18 protein-coding genes, 1 tRNA gene and 1 riboswitch are annotated in these 22978 nt (G+C 42.7%); of the genes, 7 read left to right on the forward strand and 12 right to left on the reverse strand.

Features of this window, described 5'->3' with window-relative positions:
- Positions 1–70 precede the first annotated feature (70 nt).
- Together ACKPCE_RS06535 and asnA are read right to left on the reverse strand one after the other, a co-directional pair.
- On the reverse strand, positions 71–733 hold the full coding sequence (locus ACKPCE_RS06535) for a uracil-DNA glycosylase (protein ID WP_024996597.1): 663 nt from the start codon (positions 731–733) through the stop codon (positions 71–73).
- 11 nt (positions 734–744) lie between these two features.
- A complete protein-coding gene (gene asnA, locus ACKPCE_RS06540; RefSeq protein WP_319504575.1) occupies positions 745–1782 on the reverse strand; it encodes an aspartate--ammonia ligase in 1038 nt (345 codons plus the stop codon).
- A gap of 212 nt (positions 1783–1994) precedes the next feature.
- On the opposite strand from asnA, the gene ACKPCE_RS06545 reads away from it, so the two are divergent.
- Positions 1995–2067: transfer RNA gene (locus tag ACKPCE_RS06545), tRNA-Arg, on the forward strand.
- Positions 2068–2128: 61 nt separating this feature from the next.
- Here the strand turns inward: ACKPCE_RS06545 and ACKPCE_RS06550 are convergent.
- The 4 genes from ACKPCE_RS06550 to lysS all read right to left on the reverse strand — a co-directional run bounded on the left by ACKPCE_RS06550 (position 2129) and on the right by lysS (position 7153).
- A complete protein-coding gene (locus ACKPCE_RS06550; protein ID WP_319504576.1) occupies positions 2129–2869 on the reverse strand; it encodes an inorganic diphosphatase in 741 nt (246 codons plus the stop codon).
- A gap of 126 nt (positions 2870–2995) precedes the next feature.
- Complete coding sequence (locus ACKPCE_RS06555) at positions 2996–4333, reverse strand: glucose-6-phosphate isomerase (protein ID WP_319504577.1); 1338 nt, start codon at positions 4331–4333, stop codon at positions 2996–2998.
- A gap of 82 nt (positions 4334–4415) precedes the next feature.
- Positions 4416–5411, reverse strand: a complete 996-nt coding sequence (locus ACKPCE_RS06560) for an NAD(P)H-dependent glycerol-3-phosphate dehydrogenase (RefSeq protein ID WP_024996593.1) — start codon at positions 5409–5411, stop codon at positions 4416–4418.
- 5 nt (positions 5412–5416) lie between these two features.
- Positions 5417–7153: a lysine--tRNA ligase gene (gene lysS, locus ACKPCE_RS06565; protein WP_276991792.1), complete on the reverse strand. Its 1737-nt coding sequence runs from the start codon at positions 7151–7153 to the stop codon at positions 5417–5419.
- Positions 7154–7349: 196 nt separating this feature from the next.
- On the opposite strand from lysS, the gene ACKPCE_RS06570 reads away from it, so the two are divergent.
- A complete protein-coding gene (locus ACKPCE_RS06570) occupies positions 7350–8699 on the forward strand; it encodes an MATE family efflux transporter (protein ID WP_319504578.1) in 1350 nt (449 codons plus the stop codon).
- A gap of 5 nt (positions 8700–8704) precedes the next feature.
- Here ACKPCE_RS06570 and ACKPCE_RS06575 read toward each other — a convergent pair whose 3' ends face one another.
- Genes ACKPCE_RS06575 through accC form a run of 3 tightly spaced genes read right to left on the reverse strand, consistent with a single transcriptional unit; the run spans position 8705 to position 12273 of the window.
- On the reverse strand, positions 8705–10234 hold the full coding sequence (locus ACKPCE_RS06575) for an acyl-CoA carboxylase subunit beta (protein ID WP_319504579.1): 1530 nt from the start codon (positions 10232–10234) through the stop codon (positions 8705–8707).
- 4 nt (positions 10235–10238) lie between these two features.
- A complete protein-coding gene (locus ACKPCE_RS06580) occupies positions 10239–10751 on the reverse strand; it encodes an acyl-CoA carboxylase biotin carboxyl carrier protein subunit (RefSeq protein ID WP_024996589.1) in 513 nt (170 codons plus the stop codon).
- Between the two features lie 10 nt (positions 10752–10761).
- Entirely contained in the window at positions 10762–12273 is a 1512-nt protein-coding gene (gene accC / locus ACKPCE_RS06585; RefSeq protein ID WP_319504580.1) for an acetyl-CoA carboxylase biotin carboxylase subunit, read from the reverse strand.
- 165 nt (positions 12274–12438) lie between these two features.
- A riboswitch (cobalamin riboswitch) is annotated at positions 12439–12616 on the reverse strand.
- 80 nt (positions 12617–12696) lie between these two features.
- Here accC and ACKPCE_RS06590 point away from each other — a divergent pair.
- Positions 12697–13326, forward strand: coding sequence for a cytidylate kinase-like family protein (locus ACKPCE_RS06590; protein WP_319504581.1), 630 nt, complete (start codon positions 12697–12699; stop codon positions 13324–13326).
- 463 nt (positions 13327–13789) lie between these two features.
- Here the strand turns inward: ACKPCE_RS06590 and ACKPCE_RS06595 are convergent, their stop codons facing one another.
- Positions 13790–13963, reverse strand: coding sequence for a hypothetical protein (locus tag ACKPCE_RS06595; protein ID WP_319504582.1), 174 nt, complete (start codon positions 13961–13963; stop codon positions 13790–13792).
- 501 nt (positions 13964–14464) lie between these two features.
- Between ACKPCE_RS06595 and mutA the strand changes: the two genes are divergently transcribed.
- From mutA to ACKPCE_RS06610, 3 genes are all read left to right on the forward strand, one after another.
- Positions 14465–16351 (forward strand): methylmalonyl-CoA mutase small subunit, encoded by a 1887-nt coding sequence (gene mutA, locus ACKPCE_RS06600; RefSeq protein ID WP_319504583.1) that lies wholly within the window; start codon positions 14465–14467, stop codon positions 16349–16351.
- Between the two features lie 15 nt (positions 16352–16366).
- Complete coding sequence (scpA, locus tag ACKPCE_RS06605; protein WP_276966647.1) at positions 16367–18511, forward strand: methylmalonyl-CoA mutase; 2145 nt, start codon at positions 16367–16369, stop codon at positions 18509–18511.
- A 301-nt stretch (positions 18512–18812) separates the two neighbouring features.
- Positions 18813–20909, forward strand: a complete 2097-nt coding sequence (locus ACKPCE_RS06610) for a DNA topoisomerase 3 (protein WP_319504584.1) — start codon at positions 18813–18815, stop codon at positions 20907–20909.
- A 91-nt stretch (positions 20910–21000) separates the two neighbouring features.
- Here ACKPCE_RS06610 and ACKPCE_RS06615 read toward each other — a convergent pair whose 3' ends face one another.
- Complete coding sequence (locus tag ACKPCE_RS06615; RefSeq protein WP_319504585.1) at positions 21001–21357, reverse strand: winged helix-turn-helix transcriptional regulator; 357 nt, start codon at positions 21355–21357, stop codon at positions 21001–21003.
- 103 nt (positions 21358–21460) lie between these two features.
- Between ACKPCE_RS06615 and ACKPCE_RS06620 the strand changes: the two genes are divergently transcribed.
- Positions 21461–22093, forward strand: coding sequence for a flavodoxin family protein (locus ACKPCE_RS06620; RefSeq protein WP_319504586.1), 633 nt, complete (start codon positions 21461–21463; stop codon positions 22091–22093).
- A 49-nt stretch (positions 22094–22142) separates the two neighbouring features.
- Here the strand turns inward: ACKPCE_RS06620 and ACKPCE_RS06625 are convergent, their stop codons facing one another.
- Positions 22143–22970 carry a hypothetical protein gene (locus ACKPCE_RS06625; protein WP_319504587.1) on the reverse strand — a complete coding sequence of 276 codons (828 nt, stop codon included), beginning with the start codon at positions 22968–22970 and terminating at the stop codon, positions 22143–22145.
- Positions 22971–22978: the final 8 nt, after the last annotated feature.

Below are 22978 nucleotides of genomic sequence, written 5' to 3' on the forward strand. Positions count from 1 at the left end.
GTCTGAGTGGTTAACTGCCCTGTCTTTAAACAAAAAGACAGGGCAGTTATGCTATTATATGGTATGGAAACTACCAGTTGATTTCTTCTTTACCGTTGGCTTTTAAGTAAGCATTGGTTTTGCTGAAATGTTTGTTGCCAAAGAATCCGTTGTAAGCTGATAAGGGCGATGGGTGAGCCGAAGCCAGAACGAGATGTTTGTTGCGGTCAATAAAAGCACCCTTCTTTTGTGCGTATGCTCCCCATAAAATAAAAACCAGATGTTCTTTTTCTTCGGCAAGCAGTTTTATGGCTGCATCTGTAAACTCCTCCCATCCTTTTTTCTGGTGTGATCCGGCCTGATGTGCTCTGACTGTCAGCGTGGCATTTAGTAGCAGCACTCCTTGTTCTGCCCATCTGGTCAGATTACCGCTAGTGGGGGCATCGTGTCCGATGTCTGCTTTGATTTCTTTGAATATATTCATCAGAGAAGGCGGAAATTGTATTCCGTCATTGACCGAGAAGCAGAGTCCGTGAGCTTGCCCGGGTCCGTGGTAAGGGTCTTGTCCGATGATGACAACTTTAACCTTGTCAAACGGACAGAGGTTAAAAGCGTTGAAAATCAGCTTCCCCGGAGGATAGATGGTATAATGAGTATACTCACTGCGCACAAAGTCAGTGAGTACACGAAAATAATCTTTTTCAAATTCAGGAGCCAGACGATTTTTCCAGCTCTCTTCTATTTGTACTTGCATGGTTTACCTATTTAAATCAGCGGCATATTAAGTGCTTCGCACTCTTTGCGCATGCTTTCGGGCCAGATGCTAGCCTGAATTTCACCGATGTGTGCTTTGCGCAAATAATACATACAAAGGCGAGACTGTCCGATACCGCCTCCTATTGATAATGGAAGTGTGTCATTCATCAATCGTTTGTGGAAGTAAAGATCAAGTCTTTTCTCTTCTCCTTCTTCCTTGAGCTGGCGTACTAAAGCCTCTTTGTCGACACGAATCCCCATGGACGATAATTCGATAGCTCTTTGCAATACATCGTTCCACAATAATAAATCACCATTCAGTCCGGGATAACCGTTTAATCCTTTACTGGAATAGTCATCGTAATCAGGAGCTCTGCCGTCATGTTTCTTACCGTCGCCCAGTTGACCGCCTATACCGATAATAAATACCGCGCCATATTGTTTAGTGATGGCATTTTCTCTGTCTTTTGCTTCCATGTCGGGATACAACTGTCTGAGTTCTTCCGAGTGAATAAAGAATAACTCCTTGGGCAGGCAAGGCTTGATAACCGGATACATTTCATAAACCATGTATTCAGTGCGGATCATAGCAGCATAGATACGGTTGACAATCTCTTTGAGAAAGTCAATGTTTCTGTCTTCTTTGGTAATTACGCGTTCCCAATCCCACTGATCAACGTATAAAGAGTGAATATTACCAAGTTCTTCGTCAGATCTGATAGCATTCATGTCTGTGTATATTCCGTATCCCGATTCAATGTGATAATCGGCTAATGTTATTCTTTTCCACTTCGCTAATGAATGTACCACTTCTGCCTGAGCGTCCTGAAGATCTTTAATCGGGAATGAAACAGCTCTTTCCACTCCGTTCAAATCATCATTAATCCCCATTCCTTTCAACACGAAAAGCGGTGCTGTAACCCTGCGCAAACGAAGTTCCGAAGATAGATTCAGTTGGAAAAACTCTTTGATTTGCTTTATTCCCAATTCGGTTTGCTTCAGGTCAAGCAAAGGCATGTAATTTGTTGGTTTTATTAGGTAACTCATAATATTTTAGTATCTTTAATTGTCGGCAAAGATAGAAATAATATTTATATCTGTTTGACTATTTGTTTAAAATACATTCTATTTGACTAAGATTAAGTCTATATGGTGTCAAAATAACATTTTGAAAGCAGTGAAATTCAGTCTGCTTGGTATAAAAACAAGTTTTTTACTAGGAAGAAGCGTATTTTTTTATAATTTTGCACTGCAATTAAGGCTTGGTAGCTTAGTGAATAGAGCGTCAGATTCCGGTTCTGAAGGTCGTGGGTTTGAGTCCCACCCAGGTCACATTAACTTTAATATCATGAAAATGAGGTGTTTACTTGTTACTAGGTAAACACCTCTTTCTTTATAACTGTGTGGCTTGTAAAGCGCTGAACAGATCTTCCCACGCATCGCATAAGCTTTCCATAGATGGAAAGAGAAGATGTGCACCCGAATTCAACAGCACACTGGCATCGAGCGGACCTGTATTGACTGCAATGGTAAAGATGCCCGCTGCTACTCCGGCTTCCACTCCCAACGGTGCGTTTTCTATGACAATTGCTTCGTTCGGCTTTAATCCTCCTTTTTTCAAAGCCATCAGATAGGGCTCGGGATGCGGCTTGCCGTATTGTACATCAAAAGCTGTTACCATCAGTTTTTCCTGAAACGTATCGGGAAAGTTTTCTTCCAGTCGGTTAAGCAGAGAGGCTTGACCCGAACCGGTTACTACTGTCGGCACCAGTTTATCTTCTTTTACTTTCCGGATGATTTCAGCCGCTCCATCCATACGCTTTGCTAACGGATGTTTGTTGAATTCAATGGTCTTATCTTTATAGATCTCTTGTATTTCTTCTTCTGTAGCATCACGTCCTAGTTGCCGTTGATATACCAAATTAATAGTTCCTGCACCGGTGCGTCCTTCGTGCATGTAAGCCTCTGTGTGACTCAATTCAAGTCCGCGGCTTGCCATCACTTTATGCCAGGCATCAGCATGATACGGCATGGAATTAAACAACACCCCGTCCATATCGAATAACACCGACTTCAACTGAATGCGTGCGTGTTGGTTTTCGGCTAAATATTTCTTTATTTCTTCTTTAAACATACGGCTTCTATAATTTTCTGCAAAGGTACGAATTATGTCAGTGGCTTCTGACGCTTTGAAAAAGAAAATCCTCTTGTGCTCGCTATCAGTTAACACAAGAGGATTATTTAATTAATGCTGTATCAATTACAGTCTTGACTGAATGGCTTTTGACTCTTCTTCATAACCCGGCTTGTTGAGTAGGGCAAACATATTCTTTTTGTATGCCTCAACACCTGGTTGGTTGAAAGGATTCACGCCAAGAAGATAGCCGCTTATGCCGCATGCAACCTCGAAGAAGTATAGCAACTCTCCGATGGTTTGTTCGCTAAGGTCGGCTATGCAAAGTCGCATGTTAGGAACACCACCGTCAACATGTGCCAACTGAGTGCCTAGCTCTGCCATTTTATTCACCTCGTCAACACGTTTTCCGGCAAGGAAGTTTAGACCGTCTAAGTTAGCTTCGTCAGAAGGAACCAATACCGTATGGTTTGTCTTTTCTACTGAAATAACAGTTTCAAAGATGGTTCTTTCACCTTCCTGAATCCATTGACCCATGGAATGAAGATCAGTAGAAAAGTCTACTGCAGCAGGGAAAATACCTTTGTTTTCTTTTCCTTCAGATTCTCCGTAAAGCTGTTTCCACCATTCACTTACGTAGTGAAGTTTGGGGTTGAAGTTAACGAGAATCTCAATTTTCTTTCCGTTTTTATATAATTCGTTGCGGGTTGCAGCGTAAATAGCGGCGGGGTTCTCAGCAAACGGCACGTCTGCTCCACATGCTTTCTCAGCTTCGCGAGCACCGGCTACCAATTTGTCGATGTTGAAACCTGCTACGGCAATAGGCAATAAACCTACCGGAGTAAGCACTGAAAAACGACCACCTACATTATCAGGGATGATGAATGATTTGTATCCTTCTTTGTCGGCTGTAATACGTGCAGCACCTTTTGATGCGTCAGTAATGGCAACGATAACTTTCTGTGCCATCTCTTTTCCGCGTTGATCTTCACATTGTTTTTTCAATATACGGAAAGCAAGAGCCGTTTCAGTAGTCGTTCCTGATTTAGAGATGTTGATGACACCAAACTTCTTGTCTTGCAGGAAGTGAGTCAGCTCATACAAATAATCTTCGCCGATGTTGTGACCGGCATAGATAATGCTAGGCGCACTTTTCTTGTCCTGCAACCAGGTGAAGCTGTTTGATAAAGCCTCAATTACTGCACGAGCGCCCAGATAACTGCCGCCGATACCTGCCACAATAACTACTTCGCAGTTCTCTCTCAAGATTTGAGCTGTAGCTTTGATATCTTCCAGATGCTCTTGTGTAATAGAAGAGGGGAGGTGCAACCATCCCAGGAAATCATTTCCTTTTCCGGTTCCTTTCTCTAATGCATTTTGCGCTTCTTTAACAAGAGGCTCGTATGCAAAAACTTTTTCTCTGGATATGAATCCTAAAGTTTTTTCAATGTTCAAACTAATCATACTTTCTATTTTGTTTAAAGGTTGGTAATAAATAAAATAATACGGTTGAACCTGCTCCAGTTGATGCAACGAAAGGAGTACATTACCTGAACGAGTCTGTCAGTAATTTGATCTCTATCATCGGAGAAATACGTTCGTAAAGAATGTTGTAAACAGCATCAAGAATGGGCATATTCACATGGTGATGCTTGTTAATCTCTTTGATACACTTTGTTCCGTAATACCCTTCAGCTATCATTTCCATTTCTATTTGCGCACTTTTTACCGAATACCCTTTCCCAATCATGGTTCCGAAAGTCCGGTTGCGGCTAAAATTAGAGTAGCTGGTTACCAGTAGGTCTCCTAAATAAACAGAATCATCAACGTTTCTGTTCAGCGGATAAACAGTATTCAGGAAACGATTCATCTCTTGTACGGCGTTCGACATCAGAACCGCCTGAAAGTTATCACCGTATTTCAGTCCGCTACAAATGCCGGCCGCAATAGCATACACGTTTTTGAGTACCGAACTGTATTCAACACCAATAACATCATCGCTGACAGATGTTTTGATAAAACTACTCGCCAATTTACGTGCAAAAAGTCGGGCTTTGTCCATATCGGGACAGGCTATAGTCAGGTAAGAAAGACGCTCAAGAGCAACCTCTTCCGCATGACACGGTCCGCCAAGAACGGCAATGTTTTCTTCGGGTACACCATATTCTTTGGTGAAGTATTCCGATACAATTAAATTGTCATCGGGAACAATACCTTTGATGGCGGTAATAATGAATTTATCTCTGATGCGAGTTTTAAGTTTCTTCAGATGAGCTTTCAGATAAGGAGAGGGGGTGACAAATACCAATGTATCAGACTCCCTTACGATGTCGTTGATATTCGAACTGAAATTAATCCGTTTCATATCGAATTTTACACCGGTTAGGTAGGCCGGGTTATGTCCCAGCCTTTTGAAATCGGCAATGCGGTCGTCTCGCCGCATATACCAATTGATTGAATCTTCCTGAGCCAATACCATTTTTGCAATGGCTGTAGCCCAGCTTCCTCCTCCCATTATAGCTATCTTGCCGGGTAGTTTCATTACAATTACGAATTAAGTCTTTGAATCCATTCGGCAACATCATTGACCGATGGGCTTGCTAACTCTAATTTGTATTTTTTGTTAATACCACAAATGTCCTGATGCAACTTCTGCGGATTTACTTCTTTCAAATCATCAACTAAATTGTAGCCGGCTTTCTGAATAACCGGAACCCAATCTTCACTGATACCCAGTTCCGCATATTTGGATGCAGGATCTTTCTTGATAGTCTTCTCCGGACGCATTTGCGGGAAGAATAAAACTTCCTGTATGGTGGTTTGTCCGGTCATAAGCATGACAAGACGGTCCATCCCAATTCCCATTCCCGATGTGGGAGGCATTCCATACTCAAGTGCACGCACAAAGTCCATATCAATAAACATAGCTTCATCGTCACCCTTTTCGCTCAACTTAAGCTGATCTTGGAAACGTTCCAGCTGATCGATTGGATCATTCAATTCAGAGTATGCATTACATAATTCTTTTCCGTTCACCATCAACTCGAAACGTTCCGTTAATTCAGGATTGTTACGATGCTTTTTGGTCAGCGGTGACATTTCAACCGGATAGTCAGTGATAAAGGTAGGCTGAATGTAATTACCTTCGCAGAACTCTCCGAATATTTCATCAATGAGTTTACCTTTACCCATTGTGTCATCAATCTCCATATTCAGTTTTTTGCAAACCTCACGAATCTCTTCCTCGCCCTTACCCGATAAATCGTATCCGGTAAATTCTTTGATAGAGTCGAGCATGGTAACTCGTTTAAACGGAGTTTTGAAACTGATATCCTTATCACCTACTTTTAGTTCAGTGGTGCCGTTAACATCCATACATATCTTCTCGAGCATCTGTTCGGTGAACTCCATCATCCAGTTGTAGTCCTTGTAAGCCACGTAAATTTCCATACAAGTAAACTCCGGATTGTGTGTGCGGTCCATTCCTTCGTTACGGAAGTTCTTGGAGAATTCATATACCCCTTCAAAACCACCTACGATCAGTCTTTTGAGATACAACTCATCTGCAATACGCAGATACAAAGGAATGTCGAGAGCGTTGTGGTGAGTAATGAACGGACGAGCAGCCGCTCCACCCGGGATTGCCTGAAGTATAGGAGTTTCCACTTCCATGTAGCCTCTTACATTGAAGAACTCACGCATGGAAGAGTAAACCTTTGTTCTTTTGATGAAGATATCTTTAACACCCTCATTCACAACCAAGTCAACATAACGTTGGCGGTAGCGCATTTCAGGATCCTCAAACGAATCGAATGCAACACCGTCTTTGTATTTAACGGTAGGAAGAGGTTTAATTGATTTGCCTAATACGGTTATTTTCTGCGCGTGGATGCTGATTTCACCCATTTGCGTTTTGAATACGAAACCTTCAATGCCGATGAAGTCACCCAAGTCGAGCAAGCGCTTGAATACAGTTGTATATAAGTCTTTGTTCTCTCCCGGACAAATATCGTCTCGGGTGATATATACCTGAATACGTCCTTTGGAATCTTGTAGCTCAATAAACGAAGCCTTACCCATCACACGACGACTCATCATACGTCCGGCAACCGACACCTTGCGCGGTTCACCTTCCTCATTTTCATTGAATTCTTGTTTTATATCGGTAGAGTAAGCATTCGTTATATACTCGTCAGCAGGGTAGGGTTCAATACCCATTGCACGGAGCTCTTCCAGACTTTTTCGTCTGATAATCTCCTGTTCACTTAATTCTAATATGTTCATTTCGTTACTTATTAACTCAATTTCGCATGCAAAAATACGAAACATTTCTTATTTACGGCATTATTTTCGTGCTTAATTGATAAAACGAGCTATTTCCTGCTAACCTCTCATGAGCTTTCTGCAATGTGAAAGAATGTTTTTCTTTTTTAGTCCTTATTTAAATTCCGTACTTTTGCAGTCACAAAATTATTTATTTATGACTACTCAAAGAACTCCAACAGCGCTTGGTACAGAGAAAATCGGAACATTGCTCATGCAATATTCAGTTCCGGCTATTATTGCCATGACGGCTTCTTCACTATACAATATGGTTGATAGCATCTTTATAGGACACGGGGTGGGAGCTATGGCTATATCCGGACTGGCTATTTCGTTTCCTTTAATGAATTTGGCGGCCGCTTTCGGCTCTTTGGTTGGTGCTGGTGCCGCCACTTTAATATCAGTCAAACTGGGGCAAAAAGACTATGATACCGCTCAAAGAGTATTGGGTAATGTGGTGGTGCTCAATATCATAATAGGTATCTTCTTTACTTTACTTACGTTGCTGTTTCTAGATCCCATACTTTACTTCTTTGGTGCCAGCGAGCAAACCATAGGGTATGCAAGAGATTTTATGCAGATTATATTGGCGGGTAATATTGTGACCCATCTATACATGGGGTTGAACGCTACGTTGCGTGCTGCCGGACATCCTAAGAAAGCCATGATGGCTACCGTTTCAACAGTTGTTATTAACGTGTTGCTGGCACCGCTGTTTATTTTTGTTTTAGGATGGGGTATCCGCGGAGCCGCCACTGCTACAGTCCTAGCACAATTTTTTGCTTTGCTTTGGCAATTGAAAGTATTCAGTAACCCAAACGAACTGTTGCATTTTCACAAAGGAATTTTTAGGCTACGTAAGAAGATCGTTCTTAATTCCTTAGCCATCGGTATGTCGCCTTTCATGATGAACTTAGCCTCCTGCTTAATCGTTATCTTAATCAATCATGGTTTAAAAGAACATGGTGGAGACTTAGCTATCGGTGCATACGGAATTGTTAACCGGCTGGTCTTTCTTTTTGCCATGATTGTGATGGGGCTTAACCAGGGTATGCAACCTATTGCAGGATATAATTACGGTGCTAAGTTGTATCCGCGGGTAACCGAAGTGCTTAAACTCACCATTTATGGAGCTACATTCGTTACCACAACCGGCTTCTTAATCGGTATGTTCATTCCTCATTTGGCCACTTCGATCTTTACCGGAGATGAAGAGCTGATTGCGTTAGCTTCACAAGGTTTAAGTATTGTGGTGACCTTCTTTCCTATCGTAGGATTTCAGATGGTTACTGCCAACTTCTTCCAAAGCATAGGAATGGCGGGTAAAGCGATTTTTCTGTCACTCACCCGCCAATTATTGTTTTTAGTTCCTTGCCTAATCATCCTTCCTCAACACTTTGGAGCTATCGGTGTATGGTCTAGTATGCCAACGGCCGATTTAGCGGCAAGTCTTGTTTCCGGCTTCATGCTTTGGCGACAGTTCCGAAAATTCAAGAAGATGGCCTGACATGCTTATAAAGGCATGTTGCCATGTTTCTTATGCGGATTGGTCACCACTTTGTTCTGAGTCATCTCAAGAGCCTGAATAAGTCTGATGCGAGTTTGCCGGGGCAGAATGATTTCATCAATGCTTCCTAGTTCGGCTGCCTGATAGGGCGTTGCGAACTTATTTTTGTAAGCATCCAACTCCTTTTGTCTGGTTACTTCGTCGGCATTCCTGAACAGAATATTGATAGCTCCTTCTGCACCCATGACCGCAATCTCGGCTGTGGGGTAGGCAAAGTTCACGTCAGATCCGGTTAGCTTACTGTTCATCACAATGTAAGCACCGCCGTAAGCCTTACGAGTAATCACAGAGATTTTAGGAACAGTCGCTTCAGCGTAAGCATAAACCATCTTTGCTCCGTGACGGATAATACCGTTACTTTCTTGTGAGTAACCGGGAAGAAAACCGGGAACATCAACGAACGTAACAATCGGAATATTGAAAGAGTCGCAGAAACGGATGAAACGAGCTGCTTTATCAGACGCATTGATGTCGAGCACCCCTGCCAGATAGTTGGGTTGATTGGCTACAATGCCAACTGATTGTCCGCCCAAACGTGCAAAACCGATTACGATGTTGCGGGCAAAGTCGGGCATGATTTCAAAAAAGTAACGCTCATCAACAACACATTCGATGATTTGCTTGATGTCATACGGTTGATCGGGGTCATCGGGGATGATGTCTTGCAACTCTTCATTCTCTCTTTTGGGATCGTCAGTGCTATGCTTAACGGGAGCATCCTCCATATTATTTGCCGGCAGAAAGCTGATTAATTCACGGATGGACATCAACAACTCCTCTTCGGTATCACACACAAAATGAGTTACTCCGCTTTGCGAACCGTGCGTACTTGTTCCGCCAAGCTTTTCCTTATCAATCTCCTCATGAGTTACCGCCTTTACCACATCGGGACCGGTAATAAACATGTGGCTTTTCTCTTTTACCATAAAGATGAAATCGGTCAGAGCAGGAGAGTAGCACGCTCCGCCGGCACAAGGACCTAAGATGGCCGAGATTTGCGGAACCACCCCGCTTGCCATAATGTTCTGATAGAAAATCTCCGAATAACCGTTTAAGCTTTCTATTCCCTCCTGTATACGTGCACCGCCGGAATCATTGAGAGCGATAACCGGTGCACCGTTTTTTAATGCAAGCTTTTGCACTTTAACAATCTTCTGAGCCGTTACTGCTCCGAGTGATCCGCCGTAAGCAGTAAAGTCATACGCATAAACAAACACCAGGCGTCCGTCTATTTTTCCGTACCCGCTAACCATGGCATCACCGGCCAGTTTGTTTTTCTCCATGCCGAAGTTGGTGCAATGATGCGTAACCAGCTTATCCAGTTCCACAAAAGAATCTTTGTCAACCAACAAGTTAATGCGTTCACGAGCCGTCATCTTACCGGCTGCATGCTGTTTCTCAATTTTATCGGCACCGCCGCCCAGTTCGGCTTTCCGGTTCTTCTCCTCAAAATCGTTATATTTCGTTGTATTCATCTTGTTATTCTTTAAATAAATCGAGTGTAATTAATACCTGGTTACTGTTGATTGTATCTCCTTCTTGCACCAAGATTTCTTTCACGGTTCCATTCGAGGAAGCCTTATAACTATTCTGCATTTTCATGGCTTCCACAATGATCAACACATCACCCGCCTTCACTTCCTGTCCTTTCGTAACAGGAATGCTGATCACTTTTCCGGCCATTGGCGAAGCAATTTTATCTTCGGGCGTTTCCGAAGTCTTTTTTCTCATTTGCAGATACTTGGCCTGACTGTCTACAATATTGACTTTAAACGAAGACATGTGTGTATCCACCTGATACGTTTTGCCGTCTTCCTGACGAATGAGTTGTGCGTTGAACGACTTTCCGTCGTGCAATATGGAGCAAGAACCGTTTTCGGCCATTACTACATCTATTTCAAACTCTTTTCCGTCAATGCTTAGCACTACATTATTGCCATCTTTGCTGATTAATTGAATATCGGCTATTCTGTTTCCAATGTGTATTTCCATCTTTCACTGTTTAAATTCTTAATATACCTTTGTGCAAGCCGAATTCCCTCCACCTGCTTATGGGACGATTATCTGCCGACTGAGTAGAGTTCTCGTCCAGATTCATCAAATAATCGATGTAGGCTGCAATCATGGCTACATTTTCTTCTTCCTCGGTGTGTGTCGTAATACCGATGTGTAAATGATCACTGTGTTTGGGAATAAAGCCGGTATCGTACTTCCCGTCGATAAAGTCCTCCGTTTCCACAATGCACCTCAGGTAGTTGATGTTTGTTTTGATACCGGTAATTTTATATTCATACAAAACACGTCGCATCCGTTCGATGGCATACTCCCGAGTAGTAGCCCAAACAATGAGCTTGCCAATCATCGGGTCATAGTAAACGGGGATCTCATACCCCTCGTATGCATAACTGTCAATGCGCACCCCGATGCCGTTGGGCTCAATTAACTGTTTGATAATACCGGGCGACGGACGGAAATTCTGTTCGGTGTCTTCGGCACATATCCGGCATTCAATGGCATGTCCGCGCTGTTTGATGTTGTTTTGCGAAAGACGCATCACCTGTCCGTCGGCAATGCGAATCTGTTCTTTCACCAAATCGACCCCTAAAACTTCTTCCGTAATAGGATGCTCCACCTGCAGGCGGGTATTCATTTCCAAGAAATAATACTGATGATGTTTGTCGACCAAAAACTCAATGGTGCCGGCTCCTTCGTAGTTGACAGCCTTTGCAGCGGCAACCGCTTTCATTCCCATCTCCTGACGAATAGTCTCGTTGATGAATGGCGACGGACTTTCTTCTATTACTTTTTGATTTCTTCGTTGAATAGAACACTCCCGTTCACAAAGATGAATAACGTTTCCGTGCTTGTCACCCAAAATCTGGAATTCAATGTGGTGCGGCTCTTCCACGAACTTCTCAAGATAAACCGTGTCGTCACCAAAAGAGGCCATTGCTTCTGACTTGGCCATGGTATAAGCCTCTTCCACTTCGCTTTCCGAATGAATCAGCCTCATGCCTTTTCCGCCTCCACCCATGGAAGCCTTCAGCATCACCGGAAACCCGATCTGCTTGCAGAGAGATATTGCCTCGTCTACACTTTTAAGATTATCTTGTGTGCCGGGCACAACAGGAACCCCCGCTTCTATCATTTTGATACGGGCAGCAATCTTGTCTCCCATCGCCTCCATTGTTTCCGGTTGCGGACCTATAAATACAATGTTCTCTTCCCTGCATCTTCTGGCAAAATCTGCATTTTCTGATAAAAAGCCATATCCCGGATGTATGGCATCCGCCTGACAAGCTTTGGCTACCTGAATGATTTTCTCTATATTCAGATAACTATCTTTTGCTGATGCACTGCCAATGCAATATGCCTCGTCGGCATACAAAGTATGTCTTGCTGTTCTGTCGGCCTCGGAAAATACTGCAACCGATTGAATGCCCATTTCATAACAGGAGCGCATCACTCTGACTGCAATCTCACCTCTGTTGGCGATTAAGATTTTTCTAATCATATTTATTTGTTTGAGTTAATAAATATCTTTCTCACGTATCTAATAACACATTACGGGCTTCTTTGGATGTTTCTTGAGAAGTTTTTTTGAGAGGAAATAACATAATGACACCATTTGGCGGGAGATACCATTGGATTTCCAGACATTAGCTTTATTCGCGAAGCATGTCAAAGCTCAATTAAGGCAGGTCTCCTGGCTAGCATAATTTACCATCCTTCCCGTTTGCACAGTGGATATTGAGCGGTAAACAGTGATCAGCTTACAGTTGCGCGTCAGCCCATGATTTTCACATGGTTCCCTATTCTCCCCGTTTTACCGGGGCACCTTAATGATAATGATGAGAAAGAACTTTGTCGGTGCAAAGATATGTATTTTTAGAAATTATCAGTAAGTTTGTAGCTGAACATGATAAAATTAAGTGCTATGGGAGATAATTTTGTAATTAACATAGGCAGGCAACTGGGAAGTGGCGGCCGCGAGATAGGAGAGAAGTTGGCTGCTGCTATGGAGATTTCTTTTTATGATAAAGAACTTATAAACTTGGCTTCCGAAGAAAGCGGCCTCTGCCGTGATTTCTTTGAAAAGGCAGACGAGAAGCCTTCTCAACCGTTGATGAACGGATTGTTTGGTATGCGTTTCCCTTTTCCGAATGACAGCATTATGGCATGCAACAGCTGCCTGAGCAATGATGCCTTGTTTAAGGTTCAAAGCGATGTGATTCGCAAACTGGCTGCTGAGAAGTCGTGTTTGTTTGTGGGGCGATGTGCCGATTATATTTTGAGAGATCACCCTCGACACGTCAATGTGTTTGTTTCGGCTTCGCTAGACGACCGCATAGAGCGTTTATGTCAAACCATGCACGTGGGTAAGGCCGAGGCCGAAGAACTGATTGAACGTACAGATAAAAAAAGATCGGAATATTATAATTACTATAGCTACAAAACCTGGGGAGCCGCTGCTACCTACCATCTATGCATAGACTCTTCGGCTTTAGGAGTAGATGATACGGTTCTGTTCGTAGCCGAATTTGTGAAGAAGAAATTGCAGCTGTAATTAGAACGTTCCGCTAGCTTGTTTTACAACTCTTCTCCCAGAGAAAAAAAAGTGTGGTTTACCATCACTTACCCTCACTAACTTGCTAAAACTACTTGCTGAAAGGCGTTTCAGGGTAGTGATGGTAAAATATGTCTACCACTAAAACGACTGTTTTACCCTCACTATCTATCACTTTTAACTAATACTATAGATTATTTAACTCCGATTTAACCAAAAAGACGACAACGTTTAGGCTATTTCGAGTGCTTTTTGATGAAAAACGGCAAAAACACGTTCAGTCTCTGTTGGTTTGAATAGCATGGATCGGATAACAGATAATTGTGTGATTGTTACACACAAATAAAAGATCGAATTACTTGGAGTTGACAGTATAATGTATTATCTTTGTACCTATAATCTTATAGTATATTCAAATTATTATAGGCGCAAAGGCAGGAGCTCAAACTCCTGCCTTTTTTCGTTATGTGCCGTTCATTTTTTCGCTGAGACGGTTGCTTATTGCCATTTGCACGGTAGCAAAAGGTCCGCGAGAAACCGTCTCTTGGCCGGGAGACGGTTTCTCATGACCCAAAAAGACGGTTTCTCTTTTCAAATTGCTCGTTATCTTTTTCAAATCGGCGGTTATGTTTTTCAAAAAGTTGGTTATGTTTTGCCAAAGTCTTGCTGATGATTGTTGCTCCCTGCTTTATTAGTTAATAATGTATAAACCTGCTCTTGACAAAAATCGGCCGAAAAGGGGTGGAAAATGGTGTTTTGGTAAAAGTATTTCAATGAATTGCATTTGTGTTAGAAATATATTACCTATATTCGCAGCATAAATCTTCTTTGAATCCATATCAATATGAAAAAGAAAGCATTAAAGAGAAACCAATAATTTCTGATTCTTTTTTGACCTTATCATTTAACTTACAGCCATATTGTTCTGACCCGTCAAGCAGGCCAGCGCTAAATTACGTCAATTTGCAATCTACAAATGCCAAAAGAGCCTCACAGATAGCTTCTCATTATCAATTTTCTATAAAATAAGTACCTCGTTTTAAGTTATTCAGTATATTTGCAAGCCTTATTCGTTTCATTCAATAAGCAGATTAAAGAATAAATATACTATTATTATATTTAAATATTTAAATAAACTATGGCAGACAGTAAAGAAAAACTCTTCTCGGACTTCGCTCCCGTAACCACTGAGCAGTGGATGGAGAAAGTAACAGCCGACCTTAAAGGGGCTGATTATGAGAAGAAACTCGTTTGGAAAACAAACGAAGGCTTTAAAGTGAAACCTTTCTACCGCATGGAAGACCTCGAGGGCTTGAAAACCGTTGATGCACTTCCGGGTGAATTTCCTTACCTGAGAGGTACCAAGAAAAGCAATGTATGGTTGGTGCGTCAGGATATCAATGTGGTTGATCCGGTAGAGGCTAACAAAAAAGCGCTGGACATTCTGATGAAAGGAATCGATTCTCTTTCTTTCCGTATCGACTCCAAAGATCTGAAAGCAGAAGTGATTGAAACTCTGTTGAAGGATATTTGCGCAGAGAGCGTAGAACTGAACTTCTCAACTTGCCAACGACATGTGGTAGAGCTGGCTCAACTTCTGGTGGCTTATTTCGAGAAGAAAGACTATGACTTGAAGAAGCTGCAAGGATCTATTAACTATGATTATTTTAATAAGATGCTTGTTGACGGTAAAGAAAAGGGTGATTTGATTCAAACAGCCAAATCTCTTATCGAAGCCGTTCAACCTCTTCCTTTCTACCGAGTGCTCAATGTGAATGCACTTACCTTGAACAATGCCGGTGCTTATATTTCTCAGGAACTGGGTTATGCGCTCGCTTGGGGAAATGAATATCTTCGTCAGCTTACTGATGCCGGTTTACCTGCAACTGTGGTAGCTAAGAAAATCAAATTCAACTTCGGTATCAGTTCTAATTATTTCCTTGAAATAGCAAAGTTCCGTGCTGCTCGTATGTTGTGGGCCAATATCGTTGCTTCTTATGAACCAACTTGCCTGCGCGACTGCGATAATAAAGGTGAAAACGATGAATGCCGCTGTGCTGCTAAAATGAAAGTACATGCTGAAACAAGTACATTCAATATGACTTTGTTTGATGCGCATGTAAACTTGTTGCGTACTCAGACTGAAGCGATGAGTGCTGCGTTGGCAGGTGTAGATTCAATCACGGTAACTCCGTTTGATAAGGTTTACCAAAACCCCGATGAGTTCTCTGAACGTTTGGCACGTAACCAACAGCTGCTTCTTAAAGAAGAATCTCACCTCGACAAGGTGGTTGACCCCGCAGCCGGTTCTTATTATGTTGAGAACCTAACTGTTGCCATTGCACAGCAGGCTTGGGATCTTTTCCTTGAAGTAGAAGATAAAGGCGGTTTCTACATGGCATTAACTGCCGGAACTGTTCAGGCTGCTGTTAACGCAAGTTGCGCAGCTCGCCAGAAAGCAGTAGCACAACGCAAGGAAGTGTTGCTCGGAACCAATCAATTCCCTAACTTCTCTGAAAAAGCAGGCGAAAAGAAACCGGCTGATGCCGATTGTTCTTGCGGATGCGAGCATAAGGAAATTGCCACGGTGAAATTGCAACGTGCAGCAAGTGAATTCGAAGCTTTACGTCTGGAAACAGAAGCAGCTGCCAAACGTCCGAAAGCATTTATGCTTACCATCGGTAACTTGGCTATGCGTCAGGCTCGTGCTCAGTTCTCTTGCAACTTCTTGGGATGTGCCGGATACGAGGTGGTTGATAACCTCGGCTTTGAATCAGTTGAAGCTGGTGTTGAAGCGGCTATGGCTGCCAATGCAGACATTGTGGTTCTTTGTTCAAGCGATGACGAATATGTTGAATATGCAGTCCCTGCCTTTAAGGCACTCAACGGCCGTGCCATGTTTATCGTAGCCGGAGCACCTGCCAACATGGACGAGCTCAAGGCTGCCGGAATCGAGAACTTTATTCACGTACGTGTTAATGTGCTTGAAACACTGAGAGAGTATAACGCAAAGCTGTTGAAATAAAAAGGAAATAAGAACATGCGACCAAATTTTAAAAACTTAGATATATATGCTGCTTTTCAGCCTGTGAACGGTGCTGAATGGCAAAAGGCAAACGGTATTCAGGCCGACTGGAAAACTCCGGAGCACATCAATGTGAAGCCTGTTTATACAAAAGAAGACCTCGAAGGAATGGAACACCTGGGCTATGCTGCTGGTCTTCCTCCTTATTTACGTGGTCCTTACTCGGTGATGTACACGTTGCGTCCCTGGACCATCCGTCAGTATGCCGGATTCTCTACTGCAGAAGAATCAAATGCTTTCTATCGCCGTAACCTGGCCTCTGGTCAGAAGGGTCTTTCTGTTGCGTTCGACCTTGCTACACACCGTGGCTACGACCCCGATCACGAACGTGTGGTTGGCGATGTAGGTAAGGCAGGTGTTTCTATCTGTTCATTGGAAAACATGAAGGTTTTGTTCGATGGTATTCCTTTGAACAAGATGTCTGTTTCAATGACAATGAACGGTGCCGTGCTTCCTATCATGGCGTTTTATATCAATGCCGGACTGGAACAGGGTGCTAAATTGGAAGAAATGGCCGGAACTATTCAGAATGATATCTTGAAAGAGTTTATGGTGCGTAACACTTATATTTACCCGCCTGCATTCTCTATGAAGATTATCTCTGACATCTTTGAGTATACTTCTCAAAAGATGCCTAAGTTCAACTCTATTTCTATCTCGGGTTATCACATGCAGGAAGCAGGTGCTACTGCCGATATCGAGCTGGCTTACACGTTGGCCGACGGTTTGGAGTATCTTCGTGCCGGTGTGGCTGCGGGTATCGATATCGATGCTTTCGCTCCCCGTCTTTCTTTCTTCTGGGCTATCGGTATGAACCACTTTATGGAAATTGCCAAGATGCGTGCTGCACGTATGCTTTGGGCAAGAATCGTAAAACAGTTCAACCCGAAAAACTCTAAATCACTGGCGTTGCGTACGCACTCGCAAACTTCGGGTTGGTCACTTACTGAGCAAGATCCGTTCAACAACATTGGCCGTACTTGTATCGAGGCTATGGCTGCTGCTTTGGGACATACTCAGTCTTTGCACACCAATGCGCTCGATGAGGCTATTGCTTTGCCTACTGATTTCTCTGCTCGTATTGCCCGTAACACTCAGATCTATATTCAGGAAGAAACTTACATTTGCAAGAACGTTGACCCATGGGGTGGTTCTTACTATGTAGAGAGCCTGACAAACGAGTTGGCACACAAGGCTTGGGAATTGATTGAGGAAGTTGAGAAGCTGGGCGGTATGGCTAAGGCTATCGAAACAGGTATCCCCAAGATGCGTATCGAAGAGGCTGCTGCTCGTGCACAGGCTCGTATCGACTCTGGTTCGCAAACCATTGTAGGTGTTAACAAATATCGTCTCGAAAAAGAGGCTCCTATTGATATTCTTGAGATTGATAACACGGCTGTTCGTAAAGAACAGATTGAACGTTTGGCAGAACTCAAGGAAGGTCGTGACGAAGCAAAAGTTCAGGCTGCTCTCGATGCCATCACCAAATGTGTGGAAACAAAAGAGGGTAACTTACTTGAACTGGCTGTTGAAGCAGCTCGTGTACGTGCTACTTTAGGTGAGATCTCTTATGCGTGCGAAAAGATTGTAGGACGTTATAAAGCAGTAATCAGAACTATATCAGGCGTGTATTCATCAGAAAGTAAAAACGATGCAGACTTCAAGCGTGCTTGTGAACTAGCCGATAAGTTTGCCAAGAAAGAGGGACGTCAACCTCGTATCATGATTGCAAAAATGGGACAAGACGGTCACGACCGTGGTGCCAAGGTTGTTGCAACAGGTTATGCTGATTGCGGATTCGATGTGGATATGGGACCGTTGTTCCAAACTCCGGCCGAAGCTGCACGCGAAGCCGTTGAAAATGACGTGCATGTAGTAGGTGTTTCTTCACTGGCTGCGGGACACAAAACTCTTATTCCTCAAATTATTGAAGAACTTAAGAAGCTGGGTCGCGAAGATATTATAGTTATTGCCGGTGGTGTAATTCCGGCGCAGGACTATGATTTCCTTTACAAATCGGGTGTAGCAGCTATCTTTGGTCCCGGTTCTCCGGTTGCTAAGGCTGCTTGTCAGATTCTGGAGATACTCATGGAAGACTAAAAACTCTTTCGGGTTTTAGATAAATAAGAGAGGTAGCAGGGTAAACTTGCTACCTCTTTTTTGTTCTTTGCTATAAAATTAATTAAATAGGGCGTAACTCTTAAACTATGTTATAAAGCATGCGTTTTCGCACACGAAGCTTGCAAATGCCAAAAAAGTGCGTACCTTTGCAATGTGTTTTTCATAGTATTAGATTTAAGGTTAACAAAGGTTGGAGTCAGGCGTGACTCCTTTTTTTTTGTCCATCCCTTTCAACTATCCCCTATTTTCCATACCTTTGCTTCTACAATAAAAAGACAAAATGATAGTTTGCATTGCCGAAAAGCCTTCAGTGGCGCGTGATATTGCCGATGTACTCGGAGCTAAAATCAAAAAAGACGGATACATAGAAGGAAACGGATACCAGGTTACCTGGACGTTTGGTCATTTGTGCACATTAAAAGAGCCGCACGAATACACTCCTTCCTGGAAATCATGGAACTTAAGCAGTTTACCCATGATTCCGCCTCGCTTTGGTATAAAGCTGATCAGTAATCCTACTTATGAGAAGCAGTTTCACACCATCGAGAAATTGATGCAGCAGGCCGATGAAATTATCAACTGCGGTGATGCCGGACAAGAAGGGGAACTTATTCAACGTTGGGTCATGCAAAAGGCGGGAGCTCGGTGTCCGGTGAAACGTTTGTGGATTTCTTCACTGACGGAGGAGGCTATTCGCGAAGGCTTTTCTAAACTAAAGGATCAATCGGAGTTCCAGCCGCTTTATGAAGCCGGACTGTCACGCGCTATCGGTGACTGGACGCTGGGCATGAATGCTACTCGTTTATATACCATCAAATATGGGCAAGGCAAACAGGTGCTTTCCATCGGACGGGTGCAGACTCCTACGTTGGCGCTGATAGTGAACCGCCAACTTGAAATAGAGAATTTTACTCCTAAGCAATACTGGGAACTCAAAACGGTGTATCGGGATACTACTTTCTCGGCTATCATTAAGAAGAGTGAGGAGGAGGTATTGCTTGAGGAAGAGAAGAAGGGTGATGCAGCCAATAAGAAAGTGGAACCCAATCCGGGTATCGATCCTATTGAGAACCGGGAGCAGGGCATGGCACTGTTGGAACAAATCAAAGAGGCTCCTTTTGAAGTAACCGGCGTAAACAGGAAAGAGGGAAAAGAGTTTCCTCCCCGTTTGTTTGACCTTACTTCTTTGCAGGTGGAATGCAATAAGAAGTTTGGCTACTCGGCAGACGAAACATTGAAGTTGATTCAGGCTCTGTACGAGAAGAAGGTGGCTACTTATCCGCGCGTGGATACTACTTTTCTGAGCGATGATATGTATCCCAAGTGCCCCGGTATTTTAAAGGGTTTGCGTGATTATACTGTCTACACGGCTCCTTTGGAGGGAAAACCGTTGACTAAATCAAAAAAAGTATTCGACAATGCGAAGGTGACCGATCACCACGCTATTATTCCTACAGGGGTTCATCCGCAGGCATTAACGGATATGGAACGACGCGTGTTCGACTTGATTGCCCGCCGTTTCATCGCTGTGTTCTATCCTGACTGTAAGGTGGCTACCACTACCGTATTGGGCGAGGTGGATCAGATTGAATTCAAAGTTACAGGAAAGCAGATTCTGGATCCGGGGTGGCGCGTGGTTTTTGCCAAGGAAACTTCTGAAGAAAAAGAGCTTGAGGAGGAGGAAAATGTATTGCCTGCCTTTGTGAAAGGAGAGAGCGGACCGCATGTACCCGACTTGTACGAGAAATGGACTCAACCTCCGCGTCCGTATACCGAAGCAACGTTATTGCGTGCCATGGAAACAGCAGGTAAGTTGGTCGATAATGATGAATTACGCGATGCCTTAAAGGAAAATGGTATAGGTCGCCCGTCTACTCGTGCAGCTATAATAGAAACGTTGTTTAAACGCAATTATATTCGTAAAGAACGAAAGAACCTCATTGCCACTCCAACGGGTGTGGAACTGATTCAGCTTATTCGCGAAGAGCTATTAAAATCGGCTGAGTTAACTGGCTTGTGGGAGAAGAAACTGCGGGAAATAGAGAAGCGCACGTATGATGCGCACCAGTTTTTAGAGGAGCTGAAGCAAATGGTTACGGAAGTGGTGATGACGGTGTTGGCAGATAATACCAACCGTCGCATTACGATTCAGGAAGCCGTTACTCTGCAAGAAAAGGAACCCAAGAAGCGTGAGCGCAAGGCCACAACTCCGAAACCGAAGAAAGAGAAAGGTGCCGCATCATTGCCAACCTCTATGTCCGTATCGGTGGGACAAGTGTGTCCGCTTTGTGGTAAGGGAACTATCATTCGGGGCAAAACAGCTTACGGTTGCTCGGAATGGAGGAACGGCTGTAGTTTCCGTCATCCGCTAGATTAGTTTTGTATAGGGCATTCAAACTTCCTAAAGGGAAATGAGTATCAACATAGGAGCTTCTTCGGCTGACATCAGGTTGAAAGGAAGCGTACGTCTACAATAGTTTGGGAGTTGTAAGTGATTTACCCCAAGTGTTAAGGGTATCAATAACCGGAATGACAGATTCACCCATAGGACTGAGTTTATATTCTACCTTGGGCGGAACGGTTGGATAAACAATCCGCTCAAGCAACCCTGTTTGCTCCAACTCTCTTACCGTTTGGGTAAACATTTTGTTAGATATGCCTTTCAGGCTTCGTTGTAAATCGCCCGAACGCATCGTTCCTTGTTTCAGATGATACAATACGATGGGTTTCCATTTGCCACCAATCATCTCCATAACCAATTCCAAAGAACAAAAATATTCCTTGCCTTTGAAAATATATTTGTTGATACTTCCCTTATTATCCATAATTCACTCCTTTTGGTAACTATACAACCTTTTGGTAGGTACTTGTGTAATTGATACAAATATATCAATTTTGCAGTAACAAAATAATTAAAAAGATAAAGAAATGAAAGTTGTGGCTATTAATGGAAGTCCCCATAAGAAAGGGAACACCTATCATGCGTTGATGGAAGTAGGCAAACAGTTGCAGACTGAGGGCATAGAATTCGAAGTGATTCACATTGGTAATCAAGCAATCAGGGGGTGCTTGGCTTGTGGTGGCTGTGCCCGTAACAAAGATGAGAGATGTACTATAGCAACAGATATTGTTAATGATGCGATTCAGCAAATGAAAGCTGCTGATGGTATTATTTTGGGTTCACCGGTTTATTATGCCGGCATTCCGGGAACTATGAAAAGTTTCTTAGACCGTGCTTTTTATGTCTCGGGAAGTAATGGAAATCTTCTTCGTCACAAGGTAGGTGCTGCCGTTGTAGCTGTTCGTCGTACGGGTGGATCTGCTACTTTCGATAGTTTAAATCATTACCTTAGTTATTCGGAAATGATACTTGCAACTTCTAATTATTGGAATATTATACACGGCCGTACAGCTGGTGAAGTTTTACAAGATGCTGAAGGTGTTCAAATAATGCAAGTTTTGGGTAGTAATATGGCTTGGTTGTTGCAGATGCGTAAACAAGCCAAGGGTTCTATTGAGCCTCAAAGAGTTGATAAAGTTTTCACGCACTTTGTAAGATAGCTGATCATTCTTTTTACTCCATCAGAAATGATGGAGTAAAAAGAATGATCTATTTTAATTTCTCACTATGTTTTATGTAGTTCAAATATTCTTCTTCTATTTCATTAAAATTGGTTCCTGTTATGTTATAAAAATCGGTTTTGAAATGTTCTCTTTTTGAAGTAAACAATTGATTTATTTTTGTGGAACCGAATTTATTAAGTAACCAATTGACGAAATACCCTGATTGAGGATAAAAAACTTCTTCAGGAAAATTATCAGGGTTGAGTAGTAGTTCGGACGGAGAATATACTTTATTCGCTTTAACAGAAGCATCTATCCATTCAGTGATCAGATATCGAATCATGTTTCCATCTTTGTCTTTATAGGCGGCATAGGAACCATCAATGGCTACAGCATAACCTTCGGTCATCAATCTGGTCCCGCCTTTACCGAGTTGCGAAATAGAAACAATATGAACCATTTCGTGTAATCCCATAAAATCAGATATTTTCCAATTGGAATAATACATCAGCTTTCCATCAAATGCGTAACAAATTACTTGTTTATCAGTCAGTGCACGCCCACCACCGTTTATTCCGATTTTCTCAAGTGCTTCATCATAGTTATAAAGGTAAATAGACACTTTTCCGTTGTAATTTAACCCAAGTGTATCATTAATGACTTTGATAAAGTTGTTTTGATTTTGTAGAATCAGTTGAATCTGTTCTTCATTGGGAGATCCAGATACACTGTAATCGGATGGGCGAGTATATAGAGTTACTTGGGCTGATTCATTTTTGATCCATGGTCCGTCAAAATCAACTAACTCTTCTTTGTTGCAAGAATATAGAAACGATAAACACCATACTAGTGTTATTAACTTAACATTTTTCATTGTTATTT

The sequence above is a fragment of the Bacteroides graminisolvens genome, assembly GCF_963666085.1.
Classification (GTDB): Bacteria; Bacteroidota; Bacteroidia; order Bacteroidales; family Bacteroidaceae; genus Bacteroides; species Bacteroides graminisolvens.